This is a genomic window from Collimonas rhizosphaerae (genome assembly GCF_038896935.1).
In the GTDB taxonomy this organism is placed as follows: Bacteria; Pseudomonadota; Gammaproteobacteria; order Burkholderiales; family Burkholderiaceae_D; genus Collimonas; species Collimonas rhizosphaerae.
In genome coordinates, this window is record NZ_JBANDC010000015.1 from 1 (window position 1) to 19,861 (window position 19,861).

Sequence of the window (19,861 nt, forward strand, 5' to 3'; positions counted from 1 at the left end):
CCGCACACCTACCGAAGTCGAGGCACAGTTCAAAAGTGCTTAATTAACCTGTCCACCAAAACCGGGACACCTCACTCTGACCCTAATTAATGGGTGATGGATCCGTGGAGCGCGTCGACGCTGACGTGGCGCAGCTCCTTCTCTTGCGTCCGTCTTTGCAAGGCGTGCAATATCGCCAGGCTGTTGGCTTCTTGCTCGACCGGCTGGGTCCTGGTCCTTGCTATTTCCTGGTAAAGATCCTTGATCTCGGCGACGGCGCGTTCATTGCGCGGGCTTGGTTCAAATACGCTCAGGCCGCGGTCGAAGGTGCTGCGATCGTCTATCCACTCGTGGATCACCGTCTCGGCCGGGGTTGCGGTCAGGATTTCTTTTGCCAAGGCCCGGGCCGGGCTGGTTTCCGTGCCTGCTGCAGCGTCGAAGGCGCTGATGGCCTGGACTTCCACCACCAGTATGCGCAACGCGGGATTGAACAGCCGCGCAGCTTCGATGCGCTCGACCAGCGCCTGCCGGTTGCAAGCCTGGCGGGAATGGACCGGGATCACCAGCACGTCGGTGGCGACCAGCGCCGCGTTGGTATTGCGCGCGTTGCTGCCGTCGGTGTCGACGATGGTTTCCGGATAGTGGTTGCGATAATAGGACGCTGGATTTTCCAGGTCCGATTCCAGGTCTGCGCTGCCGCGCACGGTGACCTTCGGCTTGCCGCCCGCGGCCCGGCGCCGTGCATCCCAGCCCAATGCATACTGCAGCGCAGTGGCGTCTGTCAGCAGCACCCTGCGCCGGTTCTGCGCGCAATAGGCCGCCAGGCTGAGCGCAATGATCGAGCGTTTGGCAAACTCGTCTTCGCTGAAAACCGTGATGATCATGATAGGGCTCGCACGCTGTCTCTGATGACTTAAGTCTAGAGAAACGCGCATAAAGATATCGTAAAAATACGGGCCGAACATATAAACGAGGGCTAAAAAAAACCAACCCCGAGGATTGGTTTTTTGAAATCCGGGGACTCGCTTGCAGTTACCTGTTATCAGCCGGATCTGCCCCCAGTTCCAGCACGCCGCGCAGCTCCTTCTTGGCGGCGTCGAACGCGCTGTTGAAATCGTCGCGAGCCTGCAGCCTGGCGGCGATCACGGTGCCGGTGATGCGGCCGGTTTCAATGTCGGAACGGTAGTGCACGCCGCCAACGATGCGGTTGTTGGCGTATTCGGCGGCGCGCGCCATGATCTCGGCGCGTTTTTCCGGCACCATGTTGGACAGGACGATGCCCATCAGCGTGCCGGCCGTGGCATGGCCCGACGGATAAGCGCCGGAGCGCGACAACTTGACTACGGGCTTGACCAGGTCGCTGTACATGAATGGACGCGGACGCTTCCAGACATCCTTGTAGGTATCGACCACGGCGCCTTCGGAATCAACCACGCGCTGGAAAAACATGGCGAACAGCGGCAGCTGGTCGCGTTTGAATTTCACGCCCATGACGTCGGCAAAACGCCAGATGTCTTCCGTGGCGTCGGCTTGCGAACGCGCCGCCATTTCCGGCGTGCGCGCGGCTTGCAGGGCGAGGATTTCGCTCAGCTCAGCCTTGGTTTGCGGCGAATCGTTGGCGGGCGGCGGCGGCAGCAGCTTGACCAGGTCGATTTCTTTCGACGTGATGAATGGATTTTCCTCGCGCGCCAGCACCGGGCCGGCGCAGGCGACAAAGGACAGGAGCAGCAGGGAAGCAATGAATTTACGCATGAACAGTACTTTCAAATAAAAAAACCGGGAGCGGCGCTCCCGCTCGTTGCTTAGAAATCCAGGTTCAGCGTCAGCGACAGGCTGCGCGCCGGCAGCAGCGTCAGCACATCACCCGGCGCCGGCGCCGAAGTGGTAGTGCTGGCCGGATTGACGCCGACGACGCTGTGCTTGTCGAACAGGTTATTGATGCCGAACTGGATCTTGGCCTGCTTGATGAATTGCGTCGGACGCTTGATGGTGTAGTTGACGAACAGGTTGGAGATCGTGAACGGGCTGATCTTGACCGCCTGGTGCACGCTGCCGTTATCGTTATACATGGTGCCGACCCGCTTGTTGAGCCAGCCGATATCCCAGCCGCCGCGGTTGTAGTTCAGGCCCAGCGTTTCGGTATCGCTAGGCGCGCCGGCGATCCACTGGCCATTGGCGAACTTGGCGGTGCCGTAGGTGGCGTTGGCGTACAGGCTGAAGCCGGCGCCCAGCACCAGGTTGCCTTCGGCTTCGATGCCCTGGGTGGTGGAGCCGCCGTTGGCGAAGAAAGTGGTATTGCCGGCATTGTCGGTGAACGACGAATAGGCGTTATCGAATTTGATGTGATAAGCGTCGATATCGAACGTGAAACTGTCCGATTTCCACACCGAGCCGACCTGGAAAGTCTTGCTCTTGATCGACGACGGCAAGGCCGTGACGTTGGCGTTCTTGACGTCGAACACGCTGCTCGGCGGAATTTCATCGCCGACGACATACTGGCCGTAGACCGACCAGTTCGGCTGCAGCATGTAGTGCACGTCAATCGACGGCAACACGGTGTTATAGGTCACCGCGTGCTGGACGCTAGGCTTGCCGCCCAGGTTGCCGACGGTCTTGCCGTTGTCGGCGTACTGGGTCAGGTCCTGGCGGTAAGACGAATACTTCACGCCCGGCGTGATTTTCAAGTCCTTGGCGACCTGGAATTCATATTCGACGAACGGCTGCAGGGTCGTGGTCTTGAAGCGTTCATGGAAATTCGGCAGCGCGGCGTCGACCCAGGTGCGCGGATCGGACGGGATCTGGTAGCGGTTGGTGTCGGCGTTTTCCGCCCACAGCCCGGTGCGCAGGATGCCGAAGCTGGATTCCTGGCTCAGGCGCAGCAGGTTGCCGTAGGTGCGGTAGCTGTTGAGCTTGTCGGTGGCGCTGGTGGCGGTGATGGTGCTGCCGTTATAGTTCTGCTGGTTGTGATAAGCATAGGTGTACAGCTTGTCGTCCAGCTTCCAGCCGCCGCCCAGGTCGGAGCTGAGACCGGCATATTCGAAATCCGAAGTCACATGGTAGAAGTTGTAGCCCCAGTAGTTGGCTTGCTTGGGATCGTTGCTGAGCAGGTAGTCGTCGCCGAACTGCGCGATCTGGGCGCGGGTCGCGCCCTTGGTGTTGGGCGTATTGGCTTTCAGGTCGATATAGGAACCGAACAGGGTCAGCGCCGTGCTGCTGGTGATCGCATATTGATATTTGAGCGACACCGCATCACGTGTTTGTTTGTTGTAGCTTTGGTAGCCGTTCGATGTCATCTGGTGCGCGTTGACCAGCAGGTTGGAAGCGCCATCGGCGCCGAACTGGCCGCTTTCAACCTCGGCGCCGTAGATCTTGGTGTTGAACGAACCGTAGGAATCGAATACGCTGATGCGCTGTTCAGGCTCCAGGTTGCGCGACAGCAGGTTGACCGAGCCGCCGAAGTTGGCCGGGCCGATGGTGGCGGCCGAGCCGGGGCTGCGGTCGATCACCGCGCCGCCCAGGAACTGGCTGGGAAAGAAAGCCCAGGTGTGGTGCGAAGGACTGTTGGTGTCCTGGAACGGGATGCCGTCGAAACTGATGGTGTAGTCGCCGTCGGAAAAGCCGCGGAAGAAAGTCTTGGTATCGCCCAGGCCGACGCCGTTCGGGCTGTAGCTGTACATGCCTGGCGTCATCTGCAGCACCTGGCTGAAATCGGCCACCGGCGAGGTCAGGTTGCGGATGAATTCATCGCTCACTATCGATTGCGCCGAACGCGCCGTCAGCGAACCTTGCGACAGCGCGGTCTTGGCTGCGGTTGCTGCCTTGCCGGTAACTTCAACGACGGCGGTATCGCCGCCGCCGTCGGCTGCTTGCTGGGCGGCGGCCATCATCGGCGCCGCCATGCACACTAACGCGTACAAGACCTGCTGGGTACCTGGCTTCAAACTGAGGCGCTTCATTTCCATGTTTCCTTTTTAGAATCGTTGTCGCAAAAAAATCGAAAGAAATTGTCCGGCGAATGGCTTGCTGCCAGCATCTGCAGTCGTCAGCCGTAGTTCGGGGCGAAGCATAAGCTTTGAAAATTAAGCGAAAATGAGCTGTGCGGAATCTGTCTGATTTACGTCAACCGGCGCCGCATTTCACGCGCTGGTCATAATCGGCTGCTATCTTCAAGGGTCGACCAAGGCGGGTAACCCGATGCGCTTACTTCTGATTGAAGACGACTACATGCTGGGCAACAGCATCCGCAAGGGGTTCTATCCCTACGGCTTCACCGTCGACTGGACCCAGGACGGGATTGCCGCCGAAGCCGCGCTGGCCGCCGAGTCTTATTCCGCGGTGCTGCTGGACCTGGGCCTGCCGCGCAAATCGGGACTGGAAGTACTGAAGAAAATGCGCTCCGGCAGCAACAGCACGCCGGTCATCATCCTGTCGGCCAGCGACCGCGTGCTGAACCGGATCGAAGGACTGGACGCCGGCGCCGACGACTACCTGAGCAAACCGTTCGACCTGGATGAACTGGCAGCCCGCATACGCGCCTTGCTGCGCCGTAGCGGCGGCCGCACCAGCCCGCTGCTGGTGCACGGCGACATCCATTTCGACCCGGCCAGCAATACCGTCGCTTACAAAGGAAAAAACATTGCCTTGAGCAGCCGCGAACTGATGGTGCTGGCGGCATTGATTGAAAAGCCGGGCGCGGTGCTGTCGCGCGCACAGCTGGTCGACAAGGTATATGGCTGGAACGATGAAGTGGAGAGCAACACCATCGAGGTGCATATCCACGCATTGCGGAAAAAACTGGCGCCGGGCGTGATCCGCAATATCCGCGGCCTGGGCTATATGCTCGAAAGCGCGTGTGTCGATTAGAAACCGCCTGCTGTTCTGGCTGCTGTCCGGCCTGGCCATCCTGGGCGCATGTTTTGTGCTGGCCGACTACCTGATCGACCGCGCCCTGCTGGCCGATATCTACGACGACCAGATGAGCCAGATCGCCTCCGCCATTCCGGTGCATTTCAGCGGCAACGACCTGGGCGTCAACGAGCCGGCGCTGAAATACGACGGCGACGACAGCATCCTGCAGATCTGGGACCAGGATGGGAAACTCAGCTACAGCTCGCACCAGGCGATCGTCCTGCCGCGTTTTTCAACACCCGGCTTCAGCGAAATAACCTGGCGCGGCAGCGAATGGAAACTGTTCATCCGCAAGACCGACCACAACCTGATCCAGGTAGCGCAATCGCTCAGCGGCAGGCGCAACATCGCCGTCGAGCACGCACTGCGTTCACTGATCCCGCTGCTGATTTTTTTACTGATCATGGGCTTGCTGATCCATTGGAGCGTCGGCACCGGCCTGCAATCGCTGACCCGCCTGTCGCAGGAGCTGGCCAAGCGCACTCCCGACAAGCTGGGCCGGCTGGCCACGCAAGACCAGCCGGCTGAAATCAAGCCGCTGACGCATGCGCTCGATACCTTGCTGCAGCGCCTGGGCGTCGCCCTCGAAGGCCAGAAAAAATTCATCGCCGACGCCTCGCACGAATTGCGCACTCCCCTGGCCACCCTGCAGATCCAGACCCAGCTGGTGGAACAGTCGCTCGGCAGCGGGCGCGAAACCCGCGCGCTGGCGGACCTGAAGGCCGGGGTCAAGCGCACCAGCCACCTGGTCGAACAATTGCTGATGGTGTCGCGCCTGGAGTCGGGCGGCATCCATGATCCGCACACCCGCCTGCAGCTGCACGAGATTGCGCGCGAGGTGACCATCGACCTGATCCCCTATGCCAACACGCGCAAAATCAACCTCGGCGTCGAGCAGCTGGATGCCGGCCACATCATGGGATCCGAGCATCATTTGCACATCCTGCTGCGCAACCTGATCGACAATGCGGTGCGCTACACCCCCAGCGGCGGCCAGGTCGACGTCACCATCCGCGCCAGCCAGGACGACATCCTGCTGGAAATCGAAGACAGCGGGCCTGGCATTCCCGCGGATGAACGAGAGCGCGTGTTCGACCGTTTCTACCGCTGCCTGGTGCCGCAGGCCACCGGCAGCGGCCTCGGCCTGGCCATCGTCAAGCAGGTGGCCGAGCTGCACCAGGCTGAAGTGAAGCTAGGCCAGGCGCCGCGGCTGGCCGGCCTGAAAGCCAGCATCATTTTCAAAAGAGCTGCATAGGGCGCAGCAAAAATTCCTGTTGACCTCAAGTGTACTTTAACTTGCATACTGCGCCGGTCAACCACTGATCTTGGGGCCATCACATGAATCAACGACTACGCGAACCAACCCTGCACCGCCTGCTTGACGCCAATGCCCGCTATGCCGACGACAACAAAGGCTTGACCAACCACTGTCCGATGGCGTTGTGCGCGCTGGCCGGAATGGGCGCACAGCCGGCGCGCCTGCAGGAATTTTTCGATACGTGGCAACACCGCTCGGCCGTACCGGCCCGGCCTGTGCTCAAGGCGGTCGGCCGCGATACATGGCTGGCCTGCATCGGCGACGCCAGCGCCGTCAGCGCCCTGCGCGAATATTTTGAAGAATGGATCTGGAGCGCCGGCGCCGACGCCGTCCTTGAACAAGTGCTGGGCAGGATACCGTTTGCCCCCGCAAGCGGCGCCTTCCATGCCTTGATCCGGCTTGCATATGGCCTGGAAGCGCAGCACCTGAGCGAAATCGCTGCCGGGCTGGCGGCGCTGGTCTGCGGCAACCTGCATATCGACGCGGGATCGCACCAGCGAATACCCGCTGCCTCGGTCAACCAGGGGCTGGCCATCTTGTCGCGCGTGCTGCATGGCACGGTATTCACCGGCAGCCTGATTGTTACGCGCTTGCGGGCGGTGGCCGGCTATCCGCTGTTCTACGCAGTGCTGCCGGCGGCGCCAATGCAGCCCCAGCTGCTCGACGCCATGGCGCGGGCGGCCATTTCCCTGTATTGGCAGACCAATAATTTCACTGCCCTGCACATCGTCACCGGCCTGCACGCCGCGCGCCGCGTGCTGTCCCATCTGCCGGAGGCGCTGGTCCAGCGCCTGCTGCCAGACCTGTGGGTGGCGGTTTGCGCCGCGTACGTATCGATAGGCGCGCCGCCCCTGGCGGCATCGGATGCGATCTCGGATGATGCAGAAACCTTGATCGACAACGCGGACACCTGGCAAGACCTGTTCACCACCGCCATCGCCTCCGACGACGACCACGTGATCAAGATGGTCTACACCTGCTATTGCGAAAACCTGCGCGCGCCGTCGCCGCTGTACCTGGCGGCAGCGGCGCGGCGGGCCGGCCGCATGTTTCAGATGCATTGACAAGCGGCCGTCTCGACCTTGCCGGCGACGCCTATGGCAGCTCGACGATCTCGACCCAGTTGGGATTTTTCCCCATGTCGTAGCGCTGCAGCAGCTGCAGCGCACCGCTCTTCTGGTCGATGGCGTAGCTGCTCATGCGGTTTGACTGCTGGCCGACCGCCAGCAGGTAGCGGCCGCTTGGGTCGATATTGAAGCCGCGCGGCTGGGTCTCGGTAGCAAAATTGCCGATCGGCGTCAATGCGCCGCTGTCCGGGTCGACGGCAAATCCGGCCAGCGTGCTCGAGGTGCGCTCCGAGGCATACAGGAAACGGCCGTCCGGCGTCAGGTGCAGGTCGGCGGGCGCCAGCGCCGCGCCCTGGAAATCCTTGGGCCGCAGCGAAACGGAAGCCAGCAGCGTCATGGCGCCGGCGGCGGCATCGTAGCGATAGGTATTGAGGCTGCCGTCCAGTTCATTGGTGCCGTAGACGAAACGGGCGCGGCGGTCGAACACGAAATGGCGCGGACCGGCGCCATGGCTGGTTTCCACATACGGCGGAACGCCAGGCGTGACCTGGCCGCTGGCCGCATCGAAGCGATATTGCTGGATGACGTCGCCACCCAGGCTGCTGGCGAACAGATGGGTGTTGGCAGGATCGGTTGCTACCGCATGGGCTTTTTCACGGGTCGGGATCACGGCCAGCGGCGGCGCCTCGACCTCGCCCTTGGCGGCAATCGGATTGATGGAAATCTTGCTGCCGGTGTAGGACGCCGCCAGCAAAAAACGGCCGGTCCTGTCGGTCGCCAGGTTGGCCATGTTGTCGGCCAGCGGTACGGTCGACAGCAAGCCCAGCTTGCCGCTTTGCCGATCGATGGAGAAGCTGCTGACCGAATACGGCAGCGAACGCAAGGAGGCATACAGGAATCGGCGGTCGGGACTGACCGCCAGCGGCATCACCGTGCCGCCGGTCGCCACTTTCTCCACCAGGGCGACGCTGCCGTCCGCCTGGCGGAGCGCCATGACATAAATGTCGCGGCTGTCGGCGTTGGACACGTACACCATGGTTGTGGCCGAAGCCGATGTAGCGCACGCCATGAGCGCCAGGGAGGTACACAGCCGGCCGAGGTTATGGTGCATTTCTGTCCTGTCAGGTAATCGGCGCCGGATTGAACAGCGTCAAGGCATTGTGCAATTTGTGGTGTTCCGCCCAGGTCTGCTTGCGCCCGCTGGCCACATCCAGCATCAGCTGGAACAATTCCCAGCCGACCTCTTCGATGCTGGCCTCGCCGCTGGCGATGCGGCCGGCGTTGACATCCATCAGGTCGTGCCAGCGCCGCGCCAGGTCGTTGCGGGTGGCGACCTTGATGACCGGCACCGCGGCCAGGCCGTAAGGCGTGCCGCGGCCGGTGGTGAATACGTGCAGGTTCATGCCGGCGGCCAGCTGCAGCGTGCCGCAGACAAAATCGCTGGCCGGCGTGGCGGCATAGATCAACCCCTTCTGGCGCAGCTTGTCGCCCGGCGACAGCACGCCGGAAATCGTGCTGCTGCCGGATTTGACGATCGAGCCCATGGCTTTTTCGACGATGTTGGCCAGGCCGCCCTTCTTGTTGCCGGGCGTGGTGTTGGCGCTGCGGTCGACGCCGCCGCGGGTCAGGTAATCGTCGTACCAGGCCATCTCGCGGATCATGGCTTGCGCCACCTCGGCGCTGGCGGCGCGCGCGGTCAGCTGGTCGATGCCGTCGCGCACTTCGGTGGTTTCGGAAAACATCACGGCGGCGCCGGCGCGCACCAGCAGGTCGCTAGCAAACCCTACCGCCGGATTCGCCGTCACGCCGGAGAAGGCGTCGCTGCCGCCGCACTGGACGCCGACCACCAGCTCCGAGGCCGGGCAGGTAACCCGGCGCCGCTTGTCGAGTTCGGCCAATTGCTCCCTGGCGGTGGCCATGATGGAAACGATCATCGATTCGAAACCGACGTGTTCGGCATCCTGCAGGCACACCACGCGCAAGCCGTCTTCCTTGCCGCCGGTGCTCTGGATCGGAATCGAGCCTTGCGGGAACAGCCGGCCCGGCTGCAGTTTTTCGCAGCCCAGGCTGACTACCATCGCCTGGCCGCCGAAATTCGGATTCATGCTGATGTTGCGCAGGGTGCGGATCGGAATCTCCGCGCCCGGCGCGTCGATCGCCACGCCGCAGCCGTAGGTGTGCTCCAGGCCGATGACGTCGTCGACATGGGGATAGCTCGGCAGCAGCTCGGCCTTGATGCGCTTGACCGCATGCTCCACCACCCCCGACACGCATTGCACCGTGGTGCTGATCGCCAGGATATTGCGGGTGCCGACCGTGCCGTCAGCGTTGCGGTAACCCTCGAAGGTGTAGCCTTCCAGCGGCGCCGCCGCCACCGGCTTGCGGGTGGCGATCGGCAGGTTGCTCAGTTCCCGTGCCGGCGGCATCCTGACCAGCGATTCTTCGATCCAGCTGCCTTGCGCGATCGGCCGCTGCGCATAACCGATCACCACGCCGTAGCGCACGATGGCCTCGCCTTCAGCCAGGTCGCCCAGGGCAACCTTGTGGCCTTGCGGCACCTTGTCGCGCAGCACCAGCCCGCAGGGAAACACCGAACCGGCCGGCAGGCCGCCGTCGTTGGCGACAATGGCGACATTGTCTTGCTCCTGCATGCGGATATACAGCGGCGTGTTGCTGTCTGTTTTGTCGGTTGCTGCCTTGCTCATGATTCCACTCCAGATAATTTCTTGTATGGCTGCCCTGCATCGTCCAGCGGCTTGAGCTCGACGCGCTTGATGTCTTTCACGATCACCAGGTAGCTGACCACGGCCAGCAAGGCGTTGGCGCCGACATACACCAGCGCCCACTCGAAGGAGCCGGTCTGCTTGATGATGTAGCCGATCACGATCGGCGCCGTGATGCCTGCGATGTTGCCGAACATGTTGAACAGGCTGCCGGTGAGGCCGATGATTTCCTTCGGCGAGGTATCCGCCACCACCGCCCAGCCCAGCGCGCCGACGCCCTTGCCGAAAAACGCCAGCGCCATAATGCCGACCACCATCCACTGGGTATCGACGTAATTGCACAAGATCATGGTAGTCGACAGCAGCAAGCCGGCGACGATCGGGATCTTGCGCGCCCAGGTCAGCGAGAAGCCGCGCTTGATCAGGCGGTCCGAGATCAGGCCGCCCAGCACACCGCCGAGAAAACCGCAGATCGCCGGCAAGGACGCCACGATGCCGGCCTTCAGGATCGACATGCCGCGCTCCTGCACCAGGTAGATGGGGAACCAGGTCAGGAAAAAATAGGTAATCGTATTGATGCAATATTGGCCCAGGTAGACGCCGGCCAGCATGCGGTTGCCGAGCAGCTGCTTGAGATAGCCCAGCTTGACGCCGCGGTTCACCTGCGCTCCCTTGCCTGCCGCCTGTCCCAGGCCCTGGTCCATCTCGACCAGGCCGCCGCCGTCGCGGATATGCGCCAGTTCCGCCGGCGTCATGCGCGGATGGTCTTGCGGGCTGTGCATCACCCGCATCCAGATCATGCTCAGCACCAGGCCCACCACGCCCATGACGACAAACGTTTCCGACCAGCCGTAAGCGTGCGTAATCCAGGCCATCAGCGGCGCGAACAGCACAGTGGCGAAATATTGCGCGGAGTTGAAGATCGCCGAGGCGGTGCCGCGCTCGGTGGTCGGGAACCAGGCGGCGACGATGCGGCCGTTGGCGGGGAACGAAGGCGCTTCCGCCAGGCCCACCATGAAGCGCAGCATGAACAAGGCCGGCACCGCCCACAGCACGCCGAGGAAATGTACGCCGCCCTGCAGCAGCGTAAACAGCGACCAGATGAAGATGCTGGCGGCGTAGACCCGTTTCGATCCGTAGCGGTCGAGCAGCCAGCCGCCCGGCAGCTGCCCGAGCACATAGGCCCAGCTGAAAGCCGAGAAGATGAAACCCATGGTGACCGCGTCGAAGCCCAGTTCGCCCTTCATTGCAGTGCCTGCAATGGACAGGATGGCGCGGTCCGCGTAGTTGAAAGTGGTCACCACGAACAGCATGAACAAAATCATGTAGCGCAGCTTGCCGCGCGGGGCCGCTGCCGGCCCGGCCGTTTTATCGATATTCACCTGCGTCTCCTGTTTCGCCAGAGTCGGCGCCTGCGGCAGAGCGGCCTGGAATGCGCAGCTTCCACCACCCGCGGCCCTGGCCGCATGCTGCGGGTCCAGGCCAGGGGTTGTTACAAGGCGCCGTTCTTATTATTCTTGATGTTTAACCTGCGTTAAACTACCTTGATGTTATCAGTCATCCTACAACTTGAATCGTAGTATAATCAGCCCAAAATAATTTAGCAACTAGATTTACCTTTCCTGCGGCCCCTACCCCATGAATACACCGCTCACCACTCAGCCCGACCCTGGCGCACCGCGCAAGAAACATCGCAACCTGGCGCAGAGCGTGGTCGCCAACATTGCCGACGGCATCAGGAACGGCAGCAGCAAACCCGGGGACAAGCTGCCGACCGAATCGGAACTGATGCGCACCCAGGGCGTCAGCCGCACCGTGATACGCGAGGCGATTTCGCACCTGCAAGCTTCAGGACTGGTAGAGACGCGGCACGGCATCGGCACTTTCGTGCTGGCGGCAAGCAGCTCCGGCAGCTTCGACATCGATCCGGAAACCGTGATCACCATGCGCGACATCCTGGCCATCCTGGAACTGCGCATCAGCCTCGAAGCGGAAGCCGCGGGGCTGGCGGCGGCGCGGCGCAGCGACGAGCAGCTGGCGCAGATGCGGATGGCGCTGGACGCCTTCCAGAAGAGCGCCCATGAGCACGGCGACTCAGTGGCGGCCGACGTCCAGTTCCACCTGCACATCGCGCAGGCGACCGGCAACCGCTATTTCGTCGACATCCTGACCCACCTCGGCACCACCATCATCCCGCGCACCCGGATCAACTCCGCCAGGCTTGCGCATGACGATCCGGCGGCCTACCTGGACCGCGTCCACCGCGAACACGAAGATATCTACAACGCCATCGTGCGCCAGGACCCGGAGACAGCGCGGGCGGCAATGCGCACCCACCTGAGCAACAGCCGCGAGCGCTTGCGCAAGGTGCAGGACAGCATGGCGCTGGCGTCGTAATCAAACACTGAAAACCTCGCTGCCGGCGCGCCCGGCAGCTCCATGACAGGCGCCGCCATCCTCCCGGCCGGCCACGCTTTCCTCCCCGGCCTGACCCGGCTTCCCGTGTCCGGTCCACCCGCTTCCCGCTGCAACAAACAACATTTTCCGGCTTGCATACTGCAAATCTTTGTTGTACGATGACTGATAACTTAATCATCCGGACGCCGGACGCCCTCCTGCGGCGAAAGCGTCCGATTATCAACCGCAGCACTACTTCATCCCGAGACCATGAATCCTCAAGAACTCAAACAAACGCTTTCCGCCGGCTTGCTGTCCTTCCCGATCACCGATTTCGATGCGCAAGGCGAATTCCGCCCGAGCACTTATGCAGCTCGGCTCGAATGGCTGGCTCCCTACGGTGCGAGCGCCTTGTTTGTGGCAGGCGGCACCGGCGAGTTCTTTTCGCTGACCACCTCCGAGTATTCCAACGTGGTAAGGGTGGCGGTCGAAACCTGCCGCGGCAAAGTGCCGATCCTGGCCGGCGCCGGCGGCCCCACCCGTACCGCCATCGCTTTTGCGCAGGAAGCCGAACGCCTCGGCGCGCAAGGCATCCTGCTGATGCCGCACTACCTGACCGAAGCCTCGCAAGACGGCCTGGTCGCGCACGTGGAAGCCATCTGCAATTCGGTCAAGTTCGGCGTAGTCGTGTACAACCGCGGCATCTGCCGCCTGAACGCGGACTCGGTGGAACTGCTGGCGGCGCGCTGCCCTAACCTGATCGGCTTCAAGGACGGCATCGGCGACATCGAGCTGATGGTATCGATCCGGCGCCGCCTCGGCGACCGCCTGAGCTACCTCGGCGGCTTGCCGACGGCAGAACTGTTCGCCGCCCCCTACAAGGCGCTCGGCGTACCGGTCTATTCCTCGGCAGTATTCAATTTCCTGCCAAAGATGGCGATCGATTTCTACACCGCAATCAAGAACGACGACCACGCCACCACCGGCCGCCTGCTGGACACTTTCTTCCTGCCCTACCTGGCCATCCGCAACAAAAAAGCCGGCTACGCCGTCAGCATAGTCAAAGCCGGCGCCACCATCGCCGGCCACGACGGCGGCCCGGTACGCACACCGCTGATCGACCTTAATGCGGAAGAACGCGAGCAATTGAAAGCACTGATCCTGACGCAGGGGCCGCAGTAATTATCCAAACAAGCAACAGCGGCGCCGATAGGTAATACGTCCCCCGGCTGAACAAATGCGCGGCTGTTGATTTTGACGTTGGGGTTGAAGTTGATTTTGACGTTGGGGTTGCAGTTGCTTTTGACGTTGCTGTTGCTTTTGACGTTGCTGTTGCTTTTGACGTTGCTGTTGCTTTTGACGTTGCTGTTGCTTTTGAATTCCGCATTGAGACGTTGCCAAATCCGGCGCGTGTCAGCCGGGAATTGTGGGGAAAGATGTTTGAGCCGAAGGCGAGTTGCTTTCCCCACCCGGCTGGCACGCGCCGGATTTGGGGACCCGACCGAAGGGAGGGCAACGGCTTTGCGGTCGCCTTTCTTTGCTTACTTTCTTTGGCGAAGCAAAGAAAGTGAGTAGCTGCCGGGCTACCCCCGGCTAGCATCCACGGAGTAGCAAACGTTTTAGATAACGACGAACGAAGTCGTCGCATGCCACCGAACGCACTCCGTGGCCCGTTAAATGGGGTCAGAGTAATTTTCGCAAAAGGCGCGAAAAAAAACTCTGACCCCATTTAACTGCTGCTGTGTTGATAGATGTAGTACACATAATCGAATTGAGGAACATACATGAATATCACTGGTGAAATGCTCATCGGCCAATCCGCAGTACGCGGCACAGAAGGCAGCCTGCGCGCCGTCAACCCCGCCACCAACGAAACCATCGCCCCCGATTTCGGCGCCGGCGGCACAACCGAAGTAGCCCGCGCCTGCGCCCTCGCACAACAAGCTTTCGACAGCTATCGCGCAACCACGGCACAACAACGCGCAGAATTCCTCGAAGAAATCGCCAACGGCATCCTCGCGCTAGGCCCAACCCTGATCGAACGCGCAACGCAAGAATCCGGCCTCCCCACCGCCCGCCTGGAAGGCGAACGCGGCCGCACCGTCGGCCAGCTGCGCCTGTTCGCCAGCGTACTGCGCACCGGCAATTACCTCGGCGCCACCCTCGATTCGGCGCTGCCCGAACGCACCCCGCCACGCTCCGACCTGCGCCTGCGCAAGATCGCCATCGGCCCCGTCGCCGTCTTCGGCGCCAGCAATTTCCCGCTAGCGTTCTCGGTAGCCGGCGGCGACACCGCCTCGGCGCTGGCAGCCGGCTGCCCGGTCGTGGTCAAGACCCACAATGCCCACCCCGGCACCTCGGAACTGGTAGGACGCGCAATCCAGCAGGCAGTCGCCGCCTGCAAACTGCCCGAAGGCGTGTTTTCCCTGATCATCGGCACCGGCAACGAAGTCGGCCAAGCCCTGGTCAGCCACCCGGCGATCAAGGCAGTCGGCTTTACCGGCTCGCGCCACGGCGGCCTTGCGCTGATGCGCGCAGCGGCGCAAAGGCGTGAACCGATCCCGGTGTACGCCGAGATGAGCAGCATCAACCCGATGTTCCTGCTGCCGCACGCGCTGGCCGCGCGCGCATCGAAAATCGGCGCGGCTTTCGTCGACTCGCTGACCATGGGCGTGGGACAGTTCTGCACCAATCCCGGCCTGGTGATCGGCCTGGCCGGCGAGCACCTGGCGCAGTTCCAGGAAGCGGCATTGCAGGCATTGAAAACCAAGGCAGCCGGCACCATGCTGACACCCGGCATCCATGGCGCCTACGCCGCCGGCATCGAACGCATGGGCGCAGCAGCCGGCGTCGATACGCTCGGCCACGGCCAGCCGGCAACCGCGCCATGCGCAGCCCAGGCGACGCTGTTCGCCACCGACGCCGCCACCTTCCTCGCCACCGAGCAGCTGGAAGATGAAATTTTTGGTCCCAGCTCATTGCTGGTTTCCTGCAAGGATGAAGATGAAATGCGCGCCGTCGCCGAACACCTGGCCGGCCAGCTGACCGCCACGCTGCAACTGGACGAGCAAGACCACGCACTGGCCCGCAAGCTGCTGCCGACGCTGGAACGCAAGGCCGGCCGCATCCTGGTGAACGGTTTCCCGACCGGGGTGGAAGTGTCTTACGCGATGGTGCACGGCGGCCCGTTCCCGGCGACGTCCGACAGCCGCAGCACCTCGGTCGGCGCCACCGCCATCGACCGCTTCCTGCGGCCGGTGTGCTACCAGGACTTGCCGGCAGCCCTGCTGCCGGCCGAACTGCAGGACGGCAACCCGTCAGGCTTGTCGCGCCTGGTGGATGGAAAGTACATCACGGTTTGACGATCCCGGCCATCGCCGGCCGCTTCGGGCCGGCGATGGCAACACTGCTTCCTGTGTTGCGCGGCTCAGCCGGCGTTCGCGATGGTAGCCGGCAAATCGCGGCCATGGTATTTCTTGTAGATCGCATTCAGCTTGCCATTCTTGTGATTGGCGACAACCCAGGCATTGACCCATTCATTCAGCTTCGGCTGGTCTTTGTTCATGGCGATGCCCAGGTCAAAATCCTTCTGCGCGAATTTCAATTCCAGGTTCTTGGCCGGCGCCCGCTTGATCATTTCGGCCAGGTTGGACGGCGTGCTGGAAAAGATCTCGATCTGTCCGGTCACCATCGAGGTGATCAAGGTCGCATCGTCTTCGTAGCGCATGATTTCCGCACCCTTGGCCAACTGCGTCGTGAGCGTATCGTTGACGGTGGCGCGGGTCAGGCCGATGCGCTTGCCGGCGAGGTCAGCGTAGTCCTTGATCTTGATGCTCTTCGGTCCGCCGACGATGATCGTGATCACCGCGTACGGCACGGAGAAATCCACTACCTTGGCGCGCTCGGGCGTGATCGACAGGTCGGCGATCACCAGGTCGGCGCGCTGCGCCTGCAAGGTCGGCACGCGGGCAGCGTTGGTGATCGGCACCAGCTCCAGCTTGACGCCCAGGTCGTGCGCCAGCTGCGTCGCGGTGTCGACATCCGAGCCGGTCGGCTGCAGGTTGGCGTCGGCGTAGCTGAACAGCGGCGTGCCCATGGCGATCGCCACCCGCACCTTGCCGGCTTTCTTGATGTCGTCCAGCTGGTCCGCCAATGCGGCGTGAGTCGCTCCGCAGAATAGCAAAGCGGCGATGCAGCCGCGGGTAAAAAGTGTGTTGAGTTTCATGCCTGTCTCCTGTTTTATGGAATAGTTATGCGATGCCAAATTTGCTCCGGCTACAAGCCGTTGTTGAGGAAAGCGCGCAGTTCCGCGGTTTGCGGCGCGTCCAGCATTTCGCCGGGGCCGACTTCCCATACCTTGCCTTGATGCATGTAGATGATGCGGTCGGCGACCCGCTTGGCGAACGCCATTTCATGCGTCACCAACAGCATCGTCATGCCGCCCGCCGCCAGGTCTTCCATCACGCGCAACACTTCACCGGTCAGCTGCGGATCAAGCGCCGAAGTCACTTCATCGAACAGCATCACTTTCGGCGCCATCGCCAGCGAACGCGCAATCGCCACCCGCTGCTGCTGGCCGCCGGACAACTGCTCCGGGTACGCCGCCGCCTTGTCGCCCAGGCCGACCTGCTCCAGCGCCGCCAGCGACACCCGCAACGCTTCCGCGCGCGGCTGGCGCTTGACATGGCGCAGCGCCAGCATGATGTTCTCCTGCACCGTCAGGTGCGGAAACAGGTTGTAGCTCTGGAACACGATCCCGACTTCCTGGCGCAGCCGGTGCAGGTCGACCTGCGGATCGTCGACCCGGATGTCGCACACCTCGATGCTGCCGGAATCGATGGTTTCGAGCCGGTCGATGCAGCGTAGCGCCGTGCTTTTGCCCGAACCGCTGGCGCCGATGATGGCGATCATCTCGCCCTTGCCGACTTCGAACGAGACACCCTTGAGGACCTGGTTGGCGCCGAAGCTCTTGTAGATCTGGTCCAGCTTGACGATTGGGTTAGCGATTGCCGACATTGAGCTTATTCTCCATGGCTTCGCTCCAGCGCGAAAGCGGGTAACACAGTGCGAAATAAAAAGCCCCGACCAGGCTGAAGATCAGGAACGGCTGGAAGATCGAATTGTTGATGATCTGGCCGGCGCGCGTCAGTTCGACAAAACCGATCACCGAGGCCAGCGAAGTCATCTTGATGACCTGCACCAGGAAACCGACGGTCGGCGGCAACGACAAGCGCAGCGCCTGCGGGATGATCACCAGGCGCAGCGTCTGCCAGCGCGTCAGCGACAAGCATTCGGCCGCTTCCCATTGCGGTTTCGGCATCGCTTCGACGCAGCCGCGCCAGATGTCGCCCAGGTAAGCACTGGTGTAGACCATCATCGCCAGCCCGGCCGCCACCAGCGCCGGCAAGGCAAAGCCGTAAACCGACAAGCCGTAGTAGACGATGAACAGCAGGATCAGCAGCGGGATGCCTTGTATCGATTCGATGTAGAGCAAGGCCGGCAAACGCAGCCAGCGGCGCGGCGAAATGCGCGCCAGCATGACGCCGAAGCCGCCGATGCTGCCGAGCAGGAAGGCGATCAGCGACAGCAGCAGCGTCCACCAGATCGACTGCGCCAGGTAAATCAGGTGGGTCCAGCTGAAGTTGCCGATCATGTCGTCCTCCGCTTGCCGGCGCCGATCGCGGCAGCCTCGGCGACAGCGGGTTGCTTCCTGCCGGCTTGCGCCGCGGCGCGCCGGATCGCCCGGCGCCGCTTGAAGAAATATTCGCCCAGACCCCAGGCCAGCAGCTTGACCAGCAGCGACAGCGCCAGGTACAGGCAGGCCACCACGATATAGGTTTCCAGCGAACGGAAGGTATCCGACTGCACGGTGTTGGCGATCGCCGTCAATTCCTCGGCCGAGATCTGCGAAGCCATGGCGGAAGCCTGCATCATCAGCAGGAACTGGCTGGTCAGCGCCGGGTAGACCTTCTCTATCGACGGCTGCAGCATCACGTGCCAGCCGATGCGCCAGCGCGACAGGCCGAGGCATTCTGCCGCTTCGATCTGGCCGCGCGGCACCGCTTCCAGACCGGCGCGGATGATTTCGGCAGCGTAGGCGGCGATATTGATGATCATCGCCAGCACGGCGGCGGCGAAGGTCGGCATGTGGATGCCGAGGCTGGCCAGGCCGAAATACAAGAGGAACAGCTGCACCAGGAACGGCGTGTTGCGCACCGCGTCGATGTAGACCGAACACGCTTTCGACAGCCATTTGCGGCGGCCGCGCTTGGCGAACGCCACCAGCGTGCCGATGCTCACTCCGGCCACCACCGCGACGCCGGTCATCTTCAGGGTCAGCCATGCGCCCTCGAGGAATACCGGCCAGTAGGGAAGAAGATCGCTAAAGTGAAGAGAAAAACTCATGACCGACGAATGCTCCTGTAGCTTTTTCTGCTTGTCTCGGCACGCCAATCGCGATTTTCATCTGCCGACTGCCGCGGTCTCCCTGCATTCCGCCCCGGCTGCGCTTTTTTTGCGCTTGTTCCGGGGACTTGCCTTTCAAGCCGGCTTATTGCGGCTCGAACGGTCCTGTCGCTGTAAACATGCCGCCCTGGTACATGCGCACCGGATCGTCCGCGGCCGGCAAAGGCTGCGCCTCGACCGCGGCGCGGAACTGTTCCGAGCTGTCGCGCGGCGCAAAACCAAGATGCGCGGCGTGGCGGTTATTCCACCAGACGCCGTTGTTATCGGACATGCCGTACACCACCGTGTGGCCGACCTGCGGCGTGAACAGGCTGCAGCGCAACAGTTCGGTCAGGTCGTCGTAGCTCAGCCAGCAGGCCAGCGCGCGCCGGTCTTTGGCGGTGGGGAAGGAATTGCCGATGCGGATGCTGACGGTCTCGATGCCGTAACGGTCGAAATACAGCTGCGCCATGTCTTCGCCGTACGATTTGGACAAGCCGTAATAACCGTCCGGCCGCCGCAGGTCGTGGCTGTCGATGACCTGGTCTTGCCGGTAAAACCCGGTGACGTGGTTGGAGCTGGCGAAAACGACGCGCTTGACGCCATGCCGCCGCGCCGCTTCGTATATGTGGAACACGCCCTTGATATTGGCTTCCAGGATTTCCTCGAACGGCCGCTCCACCGATACGCCGCCGAGATGCACGATGGCGTCGCAGCCGGTCACCAGCGCGTCCACCGCGGCCCGGTCGGCCAGGTTGCAGGGCTGCACTTCTTCATGCGGCGCGGCGTCCTGCGCCAACACCGCCGCCAGGTCGGAAACCCTGACGGTGGCGGCGAACGCTGCCAGCCTTGGCCGCAATACCTTGCCCAGGCCGCCGCCGGCGCCGGTCAACAACAGGCGCCGGTACTGCGCGCCGCCCTCCGCACTATTTGTCTTGTCGCTCATGCCATGTCCCGTGCCGATGCCGATTTGAGAGAGATCGCAGACATTGTCGCGTATCTGTGATTGTCGTGCTCTCGCCTAT

17 protein-coding genes are annotated in these 19,861 nt (G+C 62.4%); 6 read left to right on the forward strand and 11 right to left on the reverse strand.

Annotation, left to right across the window (positions count from 1 at the left end):
• Positions 1-86: 86 nt before the first annotated feature.
• The 3 genes from V8G57_RS19050 to V8G57_RS19060 all read right to left on the reverse strand — a co-directional run bounded on the left by V8G57_RS19050 (position 87) and on the right by V8G57_RS19060 (position 3,935).
• On the reverse strand, positions 87-863 hold the full coding sequence (locus tag V8G57_RS19050) for a hypothetical protein (protein ID WP_342830693.1): 777 nt from the start codon (positions 861-863) through the stop codon (positions 87-89).
• Positions 864-1,011: 148 nt separating this feature from the next.
• Positions 1,012-1,731 (reverse strand): acid phosphatase, encoded by a 720-nt coding sequence (locus tag V8G57_RS19055; protein ID WP_342830694.1) that lies wholly within the window; start codon positions 1,729-1,731, stop codon positions 1,012-1,014.
• A 50-nt stretch (positions 1,732-1,781) separates the two neighbouring features.
• Positions 1,782-3,935: a TonB-dependent receptor domain-containing protein gene (locus V8G57_RS19060; RefSeq protein ID WP_342830695.1), complete on the reverse strand. Its 2,154-nt coding sequence runs from the start codon at positions 3,933-3,935 to the stop codon at positions 1,782-1,784.
• Between the two features lie 238 nt (positions 3,936-4,173).
• On the opposite strand from V8G57_RS19060, the gene V8G57_RS19065 reads away from it, so the two are divergent.
• The 3 genes from V8G57_RS19065 to V8G57_RS19075 all read left to right on the forward strand — a co-directional run bounded on the left by V8G57_RS19065 (position 4,174) and on the right by V8G57_RS19075 (position 7,269).
• On the forward strand, positions 4,174-4,842 hold the full coding sequence (locus V8G57_RS19065; RefSeq protein WP_092400122.1) for a response regulator transcription factor: 669 nt from the start codon (positions 4,174-4,176) through the stop codon (positions 4,840-4,842).
• Entirely contained in the window at positions 4,832-6,142 is a 1,311-nt protein-coding gene (locus tag V8G57_RS19070) for an ATP-binding protein (protein ID WP_342830696.1), read from the forward strand. Before V8G57_RS19065 ends, V8G57_RS19070 begins: the two co-directional genes overlap by 11 nt.
• Before the next feature lie 83 nt (positions 6,143-6,225).
• Positions 6,226-7,269 (forward strand): questin oxidase family protein, encoded by a 1,044-nt coding sequence (locus tag V8G57_RS19075; protein WP_342830697.1) that lies wholly within the window; start codon positions 6,226-6,228, stop codon positions 7,267-7,269.
• A 31-nt stretch (positions 7,270-7,300) separates the two neighbouring features.
• Here V8G57_RS19075 and V8G57_RS19080 read toward each other — a convergent pair whose 3' ends face one another.
• The 3 genes from V8G57_RS19080 to V8G57_RS19090 are packed head-to-tail and all read right to left on the reverse strand — an operon-like array spanning position 7,301 to position 11,320.
• Positions 7,301-8,383, reverse strand: coding sequence for a lactonase family protein (locus tag V8G57_RS19080; RefSeq protein WP_342830698.1), 1,083 nt, complete (start codon positions 8,381-8,383; stop codon positions 7,301-7,303).
• Positions 8,384-8,393: 10 nt separating this feature from the next.
• Positions 8,394-9,977, reverse strand: a complete 1,584-nt coding sequence (gene garD / locus V8G57_RS19085) for a galactarate dehydratase (protein ID WP_342830699.1) — start codon at positions 9,975-9,977, stop codon at positions 8,394-8,396.
• Positions 9,974-11,320 (reverse strand): MFS transporter, encoded by a 1,347-nt coding sequence (locus V8G57_RS19090; RefSeq protein ID WP_342830776.1) that lies wholly within the window; start codon positions 11,318-11,320, stop codon positions 9,974-9,976. The genes garD and V8G57_RS19090 overlap by 4 nt, the downstream gene beginning before the upstream one ends.
• Before the next feature lie 313 nt (positions 11,321-11,633).
• Here V8G57_RS19090 and V8G57_RS19095 point away from each other — a divergent pair, with 313 nt between their 5' ends.
• The 3 genes from V8G57_RS19095 to V8G57_RS19105 all read left to right on the forward strand — a co-directional run bounded on the left by V8G57_RS19095 (position 11,634) and on the right by V8G57_RS19105 (position 15,754).
• Positions 11,634-12,392, forward strand: coding sequence for a FadR/GntR family transcriptional regulator (locus V8G57_RS19095; protein ID WP_092400130.1), 759 nt, complete (start codon positions 11,634-11,636; stop codon positions 12,390-12,392).
• Positions 12,393-12,662: 270 nt separating this feature from the next.
• Positions 12,663-13,574 carry a 5-dehydro-4-deoxyglucarate dehydratase gene (kdgD, locus tag V8G57_RS19100; RefSeq protein ID WP_092400132.1) on the forward strand — a complete coding sequence of 304 codons (912 nt, stop codon included), beginning with the start codon at positions 12,663-12,665 and terminating at the stop codon, positions 13,572-13,574.
• A gap of 602 nt (positions 13,575-14,176) precedes the next feature.
• A complete protein-coding gene (locus V8G57_RS19105; RefSeq protein WP_342830700.1) occupies positions 14,177-15,754 on the forward strand; it encodes an aldehyde dehydrogenase (NADP(+)) in 1,578 nt (525 codons plus the stop codon).
• A 65-nt stretch (positions 15,755-15,819) separates the two neighbouring features.
• Here the strand turns inward: V8G57_RS19105 and V8G57_RS19110 are convergent, their stop codons facing one another.
• The 5 genes from V8G57_RS19110 to V8G57_RS19130 form a co-directional block, all read right to left on the reverse strand.
• Complete coding sequence (locus tag V8G57_RS19110) at positions 15,820-16,617, reverse strand: transporter substrate-binding domain-containing protein (protein WP_342830702.1); 798 nt, start codon at positions 16,615-16,617, stop codon at positions 15,820-15,822.
• A gap of 50 nt (positions 16,618-16,667) precedes the next feature.
• On the reverse strand, positions 16,668-17,408 hold the full coding sequence (locus tag V8G57_RS19115; RefSeq protein ID WP_092400140.1) for an amino acid ABC transporter ATP-binding protein: 741 nt from the start codon (positions 17,406-17,408) through the stop codon (positions 16,668-16,670).
• A complete protein-coding gene (locus tag V8G57_RS19120) occupies positions 17,392-18,045 on the reverse strand; it encodes an amino acid ABC transporter permease (RefSeq protein WP_092400142.1) in 654 nt (217 codons plus the stop codon). The genes V8G57_RS19115 and V8G57_RS19120 overlap by 17 nt, the downstream gene beginning before the upstream one ends.
• Entirely contained in the window at positions 18,042-18,797 is a 756-nt protein-coding gene (locus V8G57_RS19125; protein ID WP_342830703.1) for an amino acid ABC transporter permease, read from the reverse strand. Before V8G57_RS19125 ends, V8G57_RS19120 begins: the two co-directional genes overlap by 4 nt.
• A gap of 145 nt (positions 18,798-18,942) precedes the next feature.
• Positions 18,943-19,782, reverse strand: coding sequence for an NAD-dependent epimerase/dehydratase family protein (locus tag V8G57_RS19130; RefSeq protein WP_342830704.1), 840 nt, complete (start codon positions 19,780-19,782; stop codon positions 18,943-18,945).
• Positions 19,783-19,861: the final 79 nt, after the last annotated feature.

Coding starts and splice junctions, on each gene's coding strand:
- V8G57_RS19130 (WP_342830704.1), bottom strand. CDS start 19,782: ATGAGCGACAAGACAAATAGTGCGGAGGGCGGCGCGCAGTACCGGCGC.
- V8G57_RS19105 (WP_342830700.1), top strand. CDS start 14,177: ATGAATATCACTGGTGAAATGCTCATCGGCCAATCCGCAGTACGCGGC.
- V8G57_RS19125 (WP_342830703.1), bottom strand. CDS start 18,797: ATGAGTTTTTCTCTTCACTTTAGCGATCTTCTTCCCTACTGGCCGGTA.
- V8G57_RS19095 (WP_092400130.1), top strand. CDS start 11,634: ATGAATACACCGCTCACCACTCAGCCCGACCCTGGCGCACCGCGCAAG.
- V8G57_RS19060 (WP_342830695.1), bottom strand. CDS start 3,935: ATGAAGCGCCTCAGTTTGAAGCCAGGTACCCAGCAGGTCTTGTACGCG.
- V8G57_RS19120 (WP_092400142.1), bottom strand. CDS start 18,045: ATGATCGGCAACTTCAGCTGGACCCACCTGATTTACCTGGCGCAGTCG.
- V8G57_RS19110 (WP_342830702.1), bottom strand. CDS start 16,617: ATGAAACTCAACACACTTTTTACCCGCGGCTGCATCGCCGCTTTGCTA.
- V8G57_RS19055 (WP_342830694.1), bottom strand. CDS start 1,731: ATGCGTAAATTCATTGCTTCCCTGCTGCTCCTGTCCTTTGTCGCCTGC.
- V8G57_RS19115 (WP_092400140.1), bottom strand. CDS start 17,408: ATGTCGGCAATCGCTAACCCAATCGTCAAGCTGGACCAGATCTACAAG.
- garD (WP_342830699.1), bottom strand. CDS start 9,977: ATGAGCAAGGCAGCAACCGACAAAACAGACAGCAACACGCCGCTGTAT.
- V8G57_RS19090 (WP_342830776.1), bottom strand. CDS start 11,320: ATGATTTTGTTCATGCTGTTCGTGGTGACCACTTTCAACTACGCGGAC.
- V8G57_RS19065 (WP_092400122.1), top strand. CDS start 4,174: ATGCGCTTACTTCTGATTGAAGACGACTACATGCTGGGCAACAGCATC.
- V8G57_RS19080 (WP_342830698.1), bottom strand. CDS start 8,383: ATGCACCATAACCTCGGCCGGCTGTGTACCTCCCTGGCGCTCATGGCG.
- V8G57_RS19075 (WP_342830697.1), top strand. CDS start 6,226: ATGAATCAACGACTACGCGAACCAACCCTGCACCGCCTGCTTGACGCC.
- kdgD (WP_092400132.1), top strand. CDS start 12,663: ATGAATCCTCAAGAACTCAAACAAACGCTTTCCGCCGGCTTGCTGTCC.
- V8G57_RS19050 (WP_342830693.1), bottom strand. CDS start 863: ATGATCATCACGGTTTTCAGCGAAGACGAGTTTGCCAAACGCTCGATC.